Here is a 14,221-nt window from a genome sequence, read left to right as displayed (position 1 = left end):
GCAAGAAGTAGTTAATAGGAGTAATAAAATTAAATAAAGAAACCGCATATATGACCCTAGTGACCCATGTAAGGTCACTAGGTAAAGAGTTAATTGTTATCTAGCTCTGTAAACAGTCCAGTCCTTATACCATTCAGTGGAAGCACCACCAATGTAAGTTCCAGAAAGGGAACCAATAGTTCTATAGTCAGGTTTTGTATCCCCGAATCCACAATTTGCTGTTGATCCATCAGAAGTGATTGGTGTGGCAGTAATTGTAGTAGAACCAGTAGGCGTAATTGCCGTAGTCTTTCCCGTTTCATATGCTAAATTAGAAATTGTTCCTGTTACGGCTGGAAAAGTTCCCGATGTAGACGTACTAACCGCAGCGGCATCTGCAAATCCAAAAATGATCGCTCGATTGATAGTTCCAGCAAATCCTTCTCTGAGTCTCATCCCTTGACCTGCAGCAATTGAAGCCCCGACTAAAGTTACATTTGTGATCGTTGGATTCGTACATCTGTTTAAAGATCCAGAAGCACAAGATGAACCGGCACCGCTCGTTGCGTCAGTTCCGTCCATTTCAAAGCCATGTGGATCAGTCGAAAAGGAACCACCGCATGTAGAAGGATACTTGTGACCAATTAAATTTGTCATCGTGCCGGTAAATGCTTCATCCAAATCGAAGTCATCGTCCAATCCACCCGTTGCTAAAAGATTAGACCAAGTTCCCGATCCTCCCCAAGCTTCCACTCCATCATCCAAACCTCTATGTACTTGAACATGACTTAATACTGATTTAGATGCATAGATCGAAAGGTTATTTAATTCGTCACCTGGTGCGACCTCGTTTCCAGCAAATTCAACTATGTTGTATGACAAGTTTATATTTTCAACATCCGAACCTATGGCTCCACCATAACCTTGTGGTGTAGTACCTTCTGTGTTCGAAGCTCTTGAAGCACCACTAGTTCCAATTGCAACAATTCCACCCCAATCGCCAGGGAAACGAGACCCAAGTGCACTAGCAGAAGACCAACAGATTGGATCTGCGGCAGTTCCGTTTGAAACTAACTTAGAACCTTGTTTAAAGAAAATGGAAGATCCTCTTTGCCCAAAGATAGCAGTTCCTGGGGTTACTGTAATAGTTGCTCCAGTTTCTATAAATACTGTACCTTGAAGTAGAATTCCACCAGACCAAGTTTCTGACGCTGAAATAGATCCAGATTTAATTACTGGTCCACCGGAAAGGCGTTTCCCGTCGCAAACATTTTCTCCAACCGTTGGACTTACAATTGGATATTCACCTTTAACAAATACGTTTACTGATTTCACGGTTACAGAATAACCCGCGGCTGTAACTGGAAACGCTGCAACATTTGTTCTGTTACTTAGATCAATATTTACTCCGAGTGTTCCATCTCCTAATGAGTTAGTAAATGCAGTTCCAGCCAATGCAGTCACTGTGGAACAAGCTGTTGTATTATCTGCACCTACTGCTTCTACAGCAGATAAAGTAAGATTTCCAGTCAATGAAGTGAGTCGAAAGCTCAACACAAATTCACCGTCTAGAGCACCTGCAGTTCCTGCTGTTGCGTAAGAATTGGTTTGACATGTTGTAAAGTCAGAAAGAGCAGCTTGTCCACTTGATAAAACTCCACTTGCATCAGTGATAGTAACTTTTCCATCTTTGATCGGGAGTCCACCTGAAGTTTTTAATGTACCCGTTAGTACAACAGTGTATTCCGGTTGGTTAAGCAACAAAGCTAAACCAGCAAAAAGCAAAGTGTTATCATCCTTCTTACCAGGACAGTTCACCGTAGTAAGGCCCATCAAAGCGATGAGAGCCAAAACAAGGCTTCTATTAATAATTCTTTTCATTTTAAATCCTCTTTCGAAAATATTCGAATTTGTTTCGCTAGCGGGTCTTCCCGAAAGGGACTTGCAAAAATTCTCCCTCTAGCTGTTGAAAACTATGTTCTTTATTTGTTACAGTGGGATGACAAGCCGGTGAAGGTTTTATGAAGGTTTGGTTAAAGGACTATTTTTGTAGTCTTTGTAATATTTTTGAAAGATTACTTTTGATGCGACGAATTTGGTCAGAAGTTAGTTGGAGCTCCCCATTTTCGGCTTTTTCAATGACAAGTTCTGCTTTGGTGACAAAGACGATGGCTTCTTCATCAATAGCTTCTTTCCGTTTTTGTTTTTCACGGTAGGCGTCTAAGGCTTTTTGTACATCTAAAAGTTCTTTAGAAATCCCACCGATTGCAATGTTTAGTTCAACTATATTTTCATCCATTGTAGATTGATATTAGCTATCCTAATTGTTAACCTTAATTTTCTTTTTATTGGTACAACACATCTATAAATTTTTTCTTTGCATCCAAATGTTCTTTGAATGTCGCAGAAAAATAGTGGGAACCATCTGGTTTCAAAAGAAAGAATAATTTATCTGACTTCATTGGTTTGAAAGAAGCTTCTAACGCTGGTAAACCGGGATTAGAAATAGGTCCTGGTGGCCAACCACCATTGATGTATGTATTGTATGGAGATACAATTTTTAGGTCAGATTCAAAGAGTCTTTTTTTCGGTTTATCAAATAAATATTGTATGGTGGCACAAGATTCCAAATTAATATTTTTTTCAATGCGAGTGAGAAACACACCTGCCATCATGGGCCTTTCTTCTTTTCTTACGGCTTCTCTTTCTACGATAGATGCAAGGACTACACGAAAATGGAGTTCGGCCGGTTTGATATCCTTTGCTTCTGGAATGGATTCTAATTTTTTATAGAATCGTTTGATCATCATTTCAGTAATTCTTTCTAAAGGATAATTTAAAGGAACTGAATAGGTTTCAGGAAATAAATAACCTTCTAAAGTTTTTGCAGGGATATTATATTTTGTCAGTAGAGCAGGGCTTTGTGCCACTTTCAAAAAATCTTCTCGGGAGATTGCCAGTTTTTTTGATACCAATAAATCTCCAATCTGACGATTGTTATATCCTTCGGGCACTGTGAAGTTTACAAGTTTAACTTTTCCAGAGATAATGACGTCTAGAATTTTACGGGAACTCATACCATCATTGATATCGTAGACACCTTGTTTAATTTTGTTTCCCGCTCTTGTGAATTTAATCAGATAGTTGAAATACACAGAAGATTTGATCATGCCGGCAGCAGCTAACTCGCGCACTACACTCGAAGATGGTTCTCCTGAATCAATGATGAGTTCGTATTTGTTTTGACCATCCCCAACAGCTCCCCCTTTGATTTCGTCGACAACGAAAAAACCAATTAAGGCTAAAACCAGTAGTAAGGAAACACCAAGTCCTGATAGAATCAGGTATTTTTTAAGTTTCGAGTTCATTCCATCCCCATTCTCTTTGTTCTATCGACAATTACCAAATCTTTTTTAGGGTCTTATGACCGGTTCCATTTCCAATCGAATGGAAAATTTTTCAAAAACACTTTTTCTGACCGATTCAGCCATTTGCAGAAGTGCAGAAGTCGTACCCTCTATATTTATTAGACCCAAACAATGGTTTTCTGAGATGCCTACTCCTCCAGGATATTTCGATCCTTTTTGAATGCCAGAGTTTTCGATTAGCCATGCTGCAGAGATTTTTTTGTATCCTGGCAATTCTGGATACACAGGGGGATTGTCAAAACCAAGCATTTTTGCAGTTTCTAAAAATCTTTCAGTTTCCCCATCGGAGAGAATAGGATTTGTAAAAAATGAACCCGCCGAACGTGTGTTTGGATCTAGTTCATCCAATACCATTGATTTTTTCTTTCTTAATTGGATGACCAAATTTCTTACTGCTTCCATTTGAAAAATTCTTAGCTCTGAGGAAGGCAACTCCGACGCAGAAATTTCAGATTTATATTTTTCCCATGCTTTTTGTACTTCCGGGTAACGCAAACAGGGGGGAGTCAATTTTGATAATTGAAATGTAACCGATACAACAATACAATCGTTGTAGATTCCTGATTTAAATTCGCTATTACGATAACGAAATTTACAATCCTCTTTTGATATTGAAATAATTTCGCCAGTTGGAGTCATACATTCGACTTTTAAAATGATATCTTTTACTTCTTGGCCATATGCTCCAATATTCTGTATAGGAGAGGCGCCCACCGAGCCTGGAATTCCAGAAAGACATTCAATTCCAGCTAATCCCTGTTTTACTGTATATTCAACAAAATGATCCCAAATGACACCAGCACCTACTTGAAAAATGGTATGACTTTCAGTTGCATCTAAACAACGAATACCAGGAATTTGGATTTGAAAGACAACACCTGGAAAACCAGAATCCAGAAAGATGGTATTAGAGCCACCGCCTAAAATAAAATAAGGTAAGTTTTCCTTTTTACAAAATTCTAAAGCGTGTATTAGGTCTTCCGTTGTCTTAATTGAAATGAAAAATCTTGCCTCTCCGCCCAATCGCAATGTCGTAAGTGGTGCCAAGGGAATATTGTTTTGGACTAACATAGATAGTTCCAATAAAAAGTTTCCGCAAAAATCGTAAGTAAGAAAATCTGTCTTATGAGTCGTTCCAATCCCAAAGTTTACGAATATTCTGGATGTAGTACCTGTCGCAATGCCCTAAAGTATTTGAAATCTAAAAAAGTAGATTTCAAACAAATTCCGATTAGAGAAACTCCACCCACCACTGCCGAGCTGAAAAAAGCAAAACAATACTTAGGTGATATCAAGAGACTATTTAATACTTCAGGAAAAGACTACAGAGAAGGGAATTGGAAGGAAAAGTTGGGAACTCTTACAGAAGAACAGATTTTTAAGGAACTTTCTGCGAACGGGAATTTGGTAAAAAGGCCGTTTGTCGTTGGGGAGGGTTGGGTTTTGGTTGGGTTTAAAGAAGAGGAGTGGAAGGAAAAGTTGGGGTAGCGGCGGTACAGATGGGATATTGGTATCCCCGCCCGATCCAGGGTGGGGAACTAGACCCGCCACCCAATGCATTCCTTCTATCACAATACCACAAATCTCTCCATTAGAATTCACTTCTTACAAAAAATTCTAATTATAAGTTCATATTTGCTCACGAATTACATCTACTTCAACTTTGAGTTTGTGTTTTCCGCCTCCGAACAATATCCCTTTTAAGGGTGATACGTCAGCATAATCTCGCCCAACAGCTGTTATAATATATTCCTCTGTTATGATTTTACCATTTGTAGGATCAAAATCCATCCATCCAAAAGTAGGACAATAAACAGAAACCCAAGCATGTGTCGCATCACTTCCTTGTAATTTTTGAGTTCCGGGAGGGGGTAATGTTTCTAAATATCCACTCACATAACGTGTAGGAATCTTTAGCGAGCGTAATGCGGCAATCATTAAGTGGGAAAAATCCTGGCAAACCCCTTTTCTTTCATAAAGAATTTGATCTATAGGAGTATTGATACTGGTAGCCTTCGGATCATATTGGAATGTTTGGTAAATATAACTCGTCATATCCAACGCAGCTGCATAAACAGGTTTACCATTCGTAAAAAACATCCGAGCAAACTCTGAATAACTTTCTTTAGCTGCAATGAAAGAAGATGGCTGGATATATTCTATGGAAAGAAGGTCTGCATCTAATGTGGATTCGTGAATGAGTGAATATATGTTTTCCCAAGGTGTGGATTTATATAAATCTAATCCTAACGAGTGGTGAGTCCGAACTGTAGATTCTACAACGACTTCTAAAAATCGGTGCGGATCCTCAACAGAAAATAAAAATACTTGGTTTCCAAAATAATCTCTTCGAAAAGAAGAAACTACTGGTTTGGGATTTACGGTCACATGAGTTCGAAAACAATCCTGATGAGGCGATGTCAATGGATACATGTGTGCCATATTATGACAATAAGCGACAGTATCATCATAACTATATTTAGTTTTGTGGATCACTTTAAAATCAGCCATTCCCATCACCGATCCTTGTTTGTTCTTCGGTATAGTTGAAATATCTAGCTGATAATGCTTCCGATAATTGTTTCAAATAAGTATGTAATTCTTCTAACCAAACAGAAACTGATTCTAAAGGATTTTCTGATTCAAAGAAAATGGATATGTCTTTCATTTTAAAGTGGGTATACAATTGTAAGGCGGCTCGATCTTCCGAATAAACTACTTTCTCATCTTTTCCAGGTAAAAACTGTATGTCTGAATTAATTTGTTCTAACTGATAAGCAAAAGACCTAGGATTGGTAGTATCAAATAACAAAATATCTAATACTGACTCCTGATCAATTTTTCCACTATATCGCCTATTATATGTTAATCGAATATCATTAATGCGCAAAAATGTTTCAAAAGAAGCTTTGTCTCTAAAACTATCCCACCGAATCATTCCTTGTAACATCAATATCATATTGATAGATCTTTCTATTCTTCGGCCTAAATTTAAGAAATACCAACCAGCTTCTCTACTCATATTTTCAAAGGACAATCCAGTGAGAGAGGATAAGTTCACGACAATCTTTTGTAAAAAGTCTATGATTTGATCATACGATTCAATTTCATGATTGGATTGGTCTTCTAACTGCAATAAAATCTTTTTCATATCTTCGGAAAGACGATCCCGAACTGATTTTGAAGCCAATACCAAACTTCTCAAATGAAACGCCAAACTTCCTACCACTTGACGATTTGTAGTCAATCGTTGTAGTTCAGGGAATGGATTTAAGAATAGATCACCCGCATCATCCCCAATAAAACCTGGATAGCTATTAGTAACATGTGTGACTAGTTTTAACGAATTTTCTAATGATTCTCTTTCGTATCCATCTTCTACTTGTAATATTTTATAAGTAGCTTCTCGTATAACTCTTGTTTGGTTTTCTGAACGTTCCAAATAACGAGCCAACCAAAACAAATTGTCTGCAACCCGGCTCGGCACACCGGCACTTTTTCTTGAAATTAATACTTGGTCCGATTTTGGAACGAGTAGTGATTCTTCTTTTTGAGTTTCCGTTGCGAGAACCCATAAATCTTTACTCCAAGCTCCCCTTTGGCTGGTGATAAAAAAATCATCTAAGGATGGTGATACTCTGACGAGTCCACCTGCCATGGTTTGGTAACCTGATCCAGAAGAGGAGACAAAGGTTCTCATAATGGCACGACCTGGACGAAATCCATTTTCACCTAACACAGGTACCGTGGCAGAAGCAATCATTTCTTGCGCTATAAAACGATTCGGTGATAATCTTAGTTTGTATAAAAAGGAATCTTTTCTGTCCCCACTTAGTTCAATAAAAGTGACCGGTTTTTCTTCATCCGTACGCGATACCGTTTTAAAAACATACTTTTCGGGATTTTGTAAAACCAATTGAAAGTGGTGTGGTGTTCCCATCCAATACGTTGGTGCCATGGGAAGAATCAAATCTTCGCCTAAATAAAAGCGGCATAAATCTGAGTAAAATGGTAATAAGGCTCTGTTTTCTAAAAATCCAGTTCCAATTGGATTTGCAATTTTTACATTTCCAGAACGAACCGATTCCAAAAGTCCTGGAACTCCCAGAAGAGAATCCCCTCGTAATTCGAGTGGATCCATAAAATCGTCGTCGACTCTTCGTAATATCAAATCGATCTGTTGCAAACCTTCTACGGTCTTCATGTATACTTTATTTTTTCTTACAGTAAGGTCTTCGCCTTGAACTAAGGTGTAACCTAAATAACCGGCTAAATATGCATGTTCAAAGTAAGTTTCATTCGATGGGCCTGGTGTTAATAATACGATTACTGGTTCACGGCCAGTAACGCCCGCTAGCTGAGTTAATGATTTTCGTAAAGACCGAAAATATACAGCAACTCTATGAACCATTGCATCACGATACATACTGGGAAAAATTCTAGAGAGTACGATACGGTTTTCGAGGGAATAACCAGAGCCAGATGGGGCCTGTACTCTATCATTCAAAACATAAAAATTTCCATCTGCTGCGCGAATCAAATCGCATACAAAAAAAAGCAGAGCCGGATTCCTCGCAAGAAAGTGGTTGGAATCATACATGCCATCACAAGCCCTAAGAAAGGATGTTTCATTAAAAAGAATTTCTGGAGGAATTTTTTTCTCGTGTAACAGTCGTCTTTTGGAATAAACATCTCTAACCAGTGCATCTAATAAATCTGCACGTTGGTTAAGTCCTCTTTCCAACACTCTCCACTCTTCACTTTCCATAACCAAAGGGAATAAATCTAAATCCCATGGCCTTTCTTTTGCTTCCGGTGAGTCGGTTTGGTATAAATTATAAGTTACACCATTTTCTCTTAGAATTCGATCCGTATCTCGTCGGCGATTGACTAGTTCGGCTGGTCCAAGTTCTTGGAAGGATTTGACCAAGAACTTATATTTGTTTCGAATTTGACCATCTGCATCATAGAGTTCATCATAAACTCCAGGAATCGTTCTATAATTTCCGATTAAATGATAAGGGTCTTGAGTCATCATCTATTTGAATGTTACCATCCTAAGATCCAATGTTGATGGAAAGGCTTTATTTTCCAATCGAACTGGTGGTAAACTCTTTCCGATCTTGTGGCCATGAGTCCAAAAACGAGAGATCCTACGCGATTCCGCTTCATATCCATTAATAGGAATGGTTTGGTAAGACAAACCTCCAGGATGTGATACATGGTATGTACATCCTCCAAGGGCTCTATGATTCCAAGTATCGTAAACATCGAATACCAAAGATTGTTGAGCAGGTAAGTGAGGATGTAAAGTAAAAACAGGAGTCCATGCTTTGAATCGTACTCCGGCGACATATTCATTATGAACAGATGTTGCTTGTAGCGGAACTTCGTACCCGTTACAACTCAACCGATATCTGTCTGGATGAAATCCTTTTACTTTTACTTGAACTCGTTCTGTTGCTGAATCAACACCACGTGAAGTTCCTTGCGCAGTATTCTCTTCGCCAAGAACATTCCAAGGTTCCAAGGCCATACGCAACTCAATTTCCATTCCATCTAGATAACAAATTCCATATTGTGGAAATCGAAATTCAAAAAACGGATCAAAGTCCTTTGATAAAAAACCGAATCCACTATTTTGTAAATCTAGTATCACTTCTTTAAAGTCACGATAAACAAAGTAAGGTAACATAAATCTGTCATGCAAATCCGTATTCCAATTGATAGGATTTCCATAATAAGGATCTTCCCAAAACCGACAGATGATTGCCATCATAAACGCTTGTTGAATCACACTCATTTGGTAATGAGGAGGCATTTCAAAAGCACGCATTTCAATGAGTCCCAATCGTCCGGTTGGTGATCCAGGATCAAACAGTTTATCAATAGAAATTTCTGTTCGATGAGTATTGCCAGTGATATCGATCAAGATATTTCTTAATACACGATCTAACATCCAAGGAGAAGTATGTCTATTGGAATCAATTTGTTGGAATGCAATTTTTAATTCATGTAATGAATCATTCCTTCCTTCATCAATCCTTGGGGATTGTGATGTTGGACCAATAAACATCCCTGAAAATAAATAGGATAGACCAGGATGGTTTTGCCAATAAGCCACCAAACTTCGTAAAAGCGAAGGTTTTCTCAGGAAAGGACTATCTCCAACAGAGGCTCCACCCAAGGTAATGTGATTTCCACCACCTGTGCCAGAGTGTCGACCATCCATTAAAAATTTTTCTGCAGTCAATCGAAGTTGCTGCGCTTCTTCATAAAGGATTTTTGTTTTTTCTACAATCTCTCCAAAAGAAGAGGATGGATGGAAATTAACTTCAATGACTCCCGGATCTGGAGTGATTTTAAAACGATTTAACCTTGGATCTTGAGGAGCTTCATACCCTTCCAATACAATCGGAATGTCTGTTCCTAGAGCCGTTTGTTCAATCGCATAAATCAAACGTAACCAACCTTCCAGTGATTTGATTGGCGGTAAAAATACTCTGATATTTCCATTTCTTGGTTCTACACAAAGAGCAGTTCGTGTCCTCTCTTCAGCAATCGTATAACTAGCAGTTGTTGTAAAAAATGGTGACTGGCCTAGTTCTTTTGCTTTTGGAAGATTTGGTTTCGGAGCAGCCGGGTCTTCAGGAGGAGAAAATGATTGTTTCCCACCTAACGAATGCAAAGGTAACCTTAATCCAATAGGTGAATCTCCAGGAATGAGATACATTTTCCCACGTCGAAAAATCCATTCATCCGATTTCCAAGACTGATTCACAACATCATAATCTAAGGGTAGAGTATATCCCACTTCCCGATGTAACCCCGAATCAACTACTTTCAGGATTCTTTTTCGTTCCATTTCATCGTAAGTATTCAAATCATCTAATATAGATTCAGTTTCCGCAGGTAAATTTGCTTCCTGCCAAAGATAGTATAGATTATCTTCATAAGCTGTGTGAATGGATGTGGTCGGAACACGTAGATATTCACCTAGTACGCTAATGAATCTTCTTGCATCTTCTGTTGTTGCCGAGCCCGTATAACGATCATCGGCGAGTAGATATGGATGGTTCCAAATAGGTTCCCCATCTTTTCTCCAATAGGAGATCATCGCCCACCTTGGGAGAGGTTCACCGGGGTACCACTTTCCTTGTCCATATTGAAGAAGTCCGCCAGGAGCAAAGTGTTTGCCTAACCTCTTGATTAATTGTTCTGATTTGGAATATTTTTCAAAACCTAAGGCATCAAAATTCCATTCAGGCGCTTCGCGATTTTCAGTCGAAACAAAAGTTGGTTCTCCACCAATGGTAAGCCTGATATCATTTTTTTTAATTCGTTTGTCAATGGAATCACCTAACCGAATGATTCGATTCCAATCATCGTCTTGGTAAGGTAAGGTGACTCTTGGAGTTTCTAAAACTCTTTCCACACCCATATGAAATGAAAATTCAACTTTAGATTTTTCAGCAAATCCTTGGATTGGTCCTGCAGATTCAGGTTCTGGTGTTGCCGCCAAAGGGATATGGCCTTCTCCCGTAAAAAGACCGGAAGTGGGATCAAGACCAACCCAGCCGGCACCAGGAATATAAACTTCTGCCCACGCATGTAAGTCTGTAAAATCTGATTCAGCACCAGAGGGACCATCTAAAGATTTTACATCCGCTTTCAATTGAATCAAATAACCAGATACAAATCTTGCTGCAAGACCCATATTTCTTAGAATCTGAACCAATAAATAAGCGGAATCTCTGCAGGATCCCATACGTGAAGATAAAGTAAATTCTGGTGTTTGAATCCCAGGCTCCATCCGTATCACATAACCAACGTCAGAGTATACTTTAGCATTCAGTGCAACTAAAAACTCAACAGTTCTTCTTGATTCTATATCAATAGTTTTGAGATAAGATGCGAGTAGTTTCCCTGGTTTTTTTACCTTCAAATAAGGAGCTAACTCTTTTTTTAATACTTTGTCATATGTAAATGGAAAGTTCTCGGCATACTCTTCAACAAAAAAATCGAACGGATTGATTACCTTTAAATCAGTAACCAAGTCAACTGCAACTTGTAATATATTAGTTTTCTCTGGAAATACTAATCGAGCCAAATAATTTCCAAATGGATCTTGTTGCCAATTTAGAAATTTTTGTTCCGGTAATATATTTAAGGAATAAGAGACAATATGATTTTTTGTATGTGGGGCTGGTCTTAATCTTACTACATGGGGTGAAAGTTTGATAGACTTGTCATATTGATAGGTTGTGATATGGGAAAGTGCAACTCGTATGCTCATAGTTAGTTTGTAAAAAATCGTTCCACGATTTTTGCGCCGATATGATTCAATTCAATTTGAATGTCATCTAGGTATTCATGTAGACCTTTATCGAAGATGGATTTTATATTTTCTGACCTTAGTCGATTCAAATAAACTGTAGTTGCATCTTGGGCAAGGTTTCGAGGCAGTCCTTCCTTAATCCCAGAGATTTTTTCCAAAGCTTCTTGCATCTCTTGAATACAAAAGAAAATCGATCTTGGAAATGTTTCATTTAAAATCAAAAACTCTGCGATATCTGTTGGATCCACTCGTTTGTATTTCTGATTGTACATCTCATGAGCAGAGGCAGACTTTAATAACGATAACCATTGCAATAAATCCAATGTAGAACCAACATCATGGACCGAAGGAAGTAATATAAAATACTTCATATCTAAGATCCTAGTTGTTTTGTCCGCACGTTCCAAAAATCTTCCAAGAAGAGAAAAATTCCAAACTTCATCATGGGAAATTGTCGCATCCGAACAGCCATAAAAACTTTGGCAGCTCTTTCTCACTGTACTTAAAAATTCTGACAAATCCATGGAAACTGTATCTCCATGTAAGTCCGAAGATTCCATATAAACTTTGCGATAGTCTTTAATCAAAAGATAAAACTCATTCAATACTTCCCACATAGATGTTGAAATATTTTCACGAATGGTTCTCGCATTTTCTCTTGCCCTAGAAAGACATTGAAATATGGAATTGGGATTTTCTTCATCGAATGTCATAAACCGAATGACATTCAATGGGCTTGGTTCTGAATATCTTTTCTCAAATAACTCAACGTCACCTGTTGTATGAACAAGTGGTAACCATTGGTTTGGAACCTGCTCATTTAAATCCAATGATAACTGATGATTGACGTCAATGAACCGAGAGTAGTTTTCTGCTCTCTCGATATATCGATTCATCCAAAAAACTGATTCTGCAACTCGGCTTAACATATAATTATCCTTATCCTAGAACCCAGGTGTCTTTTGAACCGCCCCCCTGGGATGAATTGACCACCAAAGATCCTTTGCGAAGAGCCACACGAGTGAGTCCACCTGGCATCACATAGATGTCTTTACCGTACAAAATGAACGGTCTGAGGTCAACGTGCCTAGATTCAATTTTATCCGCAATTAGGGTTGGTACTGTAGAGAGGTTTAATACTGGTTGAGCAATATAATTTCTTGGATCTGCTTTGATGAGTTCCTTAAAATCTTCCTGTTCTTGTTTAGTTGATTTTGGACCAATTATCATTCCATACCCACCAGCACCATTCGCTGCCTTCACAACTAAGTTATGGATGTTTTCCAAAACAAATTGTAAATCTGGACCTTCAGAACAAAGATATGTTGGTACGTTTGGAATGATTGGTTCTTCACCTAAGTAGTATTTAATTATTTTTGGAACATAGGAATAAATCACTTTATCATCAGCAACTCCGGTTCCAGGAGCATTGGCAAGTGCCACATTTCCTCTTTTATATGCTTCAAATATTCCCTTCACTCCCAGTAAAGAGTCTGGACGAAAACTGGACTGGTCCATAAATGTATCATCGATTCTACGGTAGATCACATCTACTTTACGAAGGCCTTTGGTAGTTTTCATATACACTTTATGATTTTCTACAATAAGGTCCGATCCTTCCACCAAATAGACACCCATCTTCTGGGCTAAAAAGCTATGTTCGTAATAGGCAGAATTGTATACCCCTGGAGTCCAAACTGCAATCACTGGATCTACAACATCTGTTAAGTTTTCTAACATAGAGCGAAGATGGTAAGGGTAATCATAAACTTGACGTATGTTTAATTTTTCGAAAAGTTCAGGAAACGTCCGTTTCATCACTTCTCTGTTTTCCAAAACATAAGAAACTCCAGAAGGACAACGCAAATTATCTTCTAACACATGAAAGGCGCCTGCTCCATCACGTACCAAATCGGTTCCAGTAATATGAATCCAAATATCTTTTGGCGGTTTCAAACCAATACACTGTTTTAAAAATCCAGAACTAGACTCAATCATGTCCCGAGGAATGATTTTATCTTTTAGAATTTTTCCTTCGCCATAGATATCAGTTAAAAATAAATTTAATGCTTGGATTCTTTGTTTGAGTCCTTTTTCTAAACTCACCCATTCTTCACTCGGTACAATCCGAGGAATCACATCAAAAGGCATAATCCTTTCTTGTTCGCCACCATCACCATACAAAGTAAAGGTGATACCCAGTGACATGAGAGCCCGTTCGGCGGAAGTACTACGTTTAACAAGTTCAATCCCACCCAAACTCTCCATTTTTGTTTTTACAAAGTCGTAACTTTTACGCGGATAACCTTCGCTAGAAAACATCTCATCATATATATTCTTTGCACTATAGTCGGCGATAAACATGGGGGTACCCTCTGCTTACTTAGTTAGCAATATTTGTACCAAATGGAAGATATGACCTAAAAGGATGGATTCCAGCCTCATCCGACATAACAAGGTTAGGGGATGGGGTTTT

At 38.4% G+C, this 14,221-nt stretch carries 10 protein-coding genes; 1 reads left to right on the top strand and 9 read right to left on the bottom strand.

Going from position 1 to position 14,221, the window contains the following annotated elements; all coding sequences use genetic code 11:
* Positions 1–96 precede the first annotated feature (96 nt).
* The 4 genes from LEP1GSC203_RS04535 to LEP1GSC203_RS04520 all read right to left on the bottom strand — a co-directional run bounded on the left by LEP1GSC203_RS04535 (position 97) and on the right by LEP1GSC203_RS04520 (position 4,478).
* Entirely contained in the window at positions 97–1,860 is a 1,764-nt protein-coding gene (locus LEP1GSC203_RS04535; protein WP_002972827.1) for a hypothetical protein, read from the bottom strand.
* A gap of 160 nt (positions 1,861–2,020) precedes the next feature.
* Complete coding sequence (locus tag LEP1GSC203_RS04530) at positions 2,021–2,278, bottom strand: hypothetical protein (RefSeq protein WP_002972613.1); 258 nt, start codon at positions 2,276–2,278, stop codon at positions 2,021–2,023.
* Between the two features lie 46 nt (positions 2,279–2,324).
* The gene (gene mltG, locus LEP1GSC203_RS04525; RefSeq protein ID WP_002972174.1) at positions 2,325–3,347 is read right to left on the bottom strand and encodes an endolytic transglycosylase MltG; all 1,023 of its coding nucleotides are present in this window, start codon (positions 3,345–3,347) and stop codon (positions 2,325–2,327) included.
* Between the two features lie 45 nt (positions 3,348–3,392).
* Positions 3,393–4,478: a UDP-N-acetylmuramate dehydrogenase gene (locus tag LEP1GSC203_RS04520; protein ID WP_002972569.1), complete on the bottom strand. Its 1,086-nt coding sequence runs from the start codon at positions 4,476–4,478 to the stop codon at positions 3,393–3,395.
* A 54-nt stretch (positions 4,479–4,532) separates the two neighbouring features.
* On the opposite strand from LEP1GSC203_RS04520, the gene LEP1GSC203_RS04515 reads away from it, so the two are divergent.
* On the top strand, positions 4,533–4,895 hold the full coding sequence (locus LEP1GSC203_RS04515; RefSeq protein ID WP_002972381.1) for a Spx/MgsR family RNA polymerase-binding regulatory protein: 363 nt from the start codon (positions 4,533–4,535) through the stop codon (positions 4,893–4,895).
* Between the two features lie 141 nt (positions 4,896–5,036).
* Here the strand turns inward: LEP1GSC203_RS04515 and LEP1GSC203_RS04510 are convergent, their stop codons facing one another.
* Genes LEP1GSC203_RS04510 through LEP1GSC203_RS04490 form a run of 5 tightly spaced genes read right to left on the bottom strand, consistent with a single transcriptional unit; the run spans position 5,037 to position 14,109 of the window.
* Positions 5,037–5,918 carry a transglutaminase family protein gene (locus tag LEP1GSC203_RS04510; RefSeq protein WP_002972263.1) on the bottom strand — a complete coding sequence of 294 codons (882 nt, stop codon included), beginning with the start codon at positions 5,916–5,918 and terminating at the stop codon, positions 5,037–5,039.
* Positions 5,911–8,445 carry a circularly permuted type 2 ATP-grasp protein gene (locus LEP1GSC203_RS04505; RefSeq protein ID WP_002972919.1) on the bottom strand — a complete coding sequence of 845 codons (2,535 nt, stop codon included), beginning with the start codon at positions 8,443–8,445 and terminating at the stop codon, positions 5,911–5,913. The genes LEP1GSC203_RS04510 and LEP1GSC203_RS04505 overlap by 8 nt, the downstream gene beginning before the upstream one ends.
* On the bottom strand, positions 8,446–11,703 hold the full coding sequence (locus LEP1GSC203_RS04500; protein ID WP_002972838.1) for a transglutaminase family protein: 3,258 nt from the start codon (positions 11,701–11,703) through the stop codon (positions 8,446–8,448).
* 2 nt (positions 11,704–11,705) lie between these two features.
* Positions 11,706–12,674 carry an alpha-E domain-containing protein gene (locus tag LEP1GSC203_RS04495; RefSeq protein WP_002972472.1) on the bottom strand — a complete coding sequence of 323 codons (969 nt, stop codon included), beginning with the start codon at positions 12,672–12,674 and terminating at the stop codon, positions 11,706–11,708.
* A 10-nt stretch (positions 12,675–12,684) separates the two neighbouring features.
* Positions 12,685–14,109 carry a circularly permuted type 2 ATP-grasp protein gene (locus tag LEP1GSC203_RS04490; protein ID WP_002972743.1) on the bottom strand — a complete coding sequence of 475 codons (1,425 nt, stop codon included), beginning with the start codon at positions 14,107–14,109 and terminating at the stop codon, positions 12,685–12,687.
* Positions 14,110–14,221 lie beyond the last annotated feature (112 nt).

Source organism: Leptospira terpstrae serovar Hualin str. LT 11-33 = ATCC 700639 (assembly GCF_000332495.1).
Classification (GTDB): Bacteria; Spirochaetota; Leptospiria; order Leptospirales; family Leptospiraceae; genus Leptospira_A; species Leptospira_A terpstrae.
Note: the sequence above shows the minus strand (reverse complement) of the source record. Positions and strands in the feature narration are given on the sequence as shown.

What these genes read in the sequence shown, in the direction of transcription:
- LEP1GSC203_RS04510 (WP_002972263.1), bottom strand. Translation starts at nt 5,918, where the DNA reads ATGGCTGATTTTAAAGTGATCCACAAAACTAAATATAGTTATGATGAT.
- mltG (WP_002972174.1), bottom strand. Translation starts at nt 3,347, where the DNA reads ATGAACTCGAAACTTAAAAAATACCTGATTCTATCAGGACTTGGTGTT.
- LEP1GSC203_RS04495 (WP_002972472.1), bottom strand. Translation starts at nt 12,674, where the DNA reads ATGTTAAGCCGAGTTGCAGAATCAGTTTTTTGGATGAATCGATATATC.
- LEP1GSC203_RS04490 (WP_002972743.1), bottom strand. Translation starts at nt 14,109, where the DNA reads ATGTTTATCGCCGACTATAGTGCAAAGAATATATATGATGAGATGTTT.
- LEP1GSC203_RS04505 (WP_002972919.1), bottom strand. Translation starts at nt 8,445, where the DNA reads ATGATGACTCAAGACCCTTATCATTTAATCGGAAATTATAGAACGATT.
- LEP1GSC203_RS04530 (WP_002972613.1), bottom strand. Translation starts at nt 2,278, where the DNA reads ATGGATGAAAATATAGTTGAACTAAACATTGCAATCGGTGGGATTTCT.
- LEP1GSC203_RS04500 (WP_002972838.1), bottom strand. Translation starts at nt 11,703, where the DNA reads ATGAGCATACGAGTTGCACTTTCCCATATCACAACCTATCAATATGAC.
- LEP1GSC203_RS04515 (WP_002972381.1), top strand. Translation starts at nt 4,533, where the DNA reads ATGAGTCGTTCCAATCCCAAAGTTTACGAATATTCTGGATGTAGTACC.
- LEP1GSC203_RS04520 (WP_002972569.1), bottom strand. Translation starts at nt 4,478, where the DNA reads ATGTTAGTCCAAAACAATATTCCCTTGGCACCACTTACGACATTGCGA.
- LEP1GSC203_RS04535 (WP_002972827.1), bottom strand. Translation starts at nt 1,860, where the DNA reads ATGAAAAGAATTATTAATAGAAGCCTTGTTTTGGCTCTCATCGCTTTG.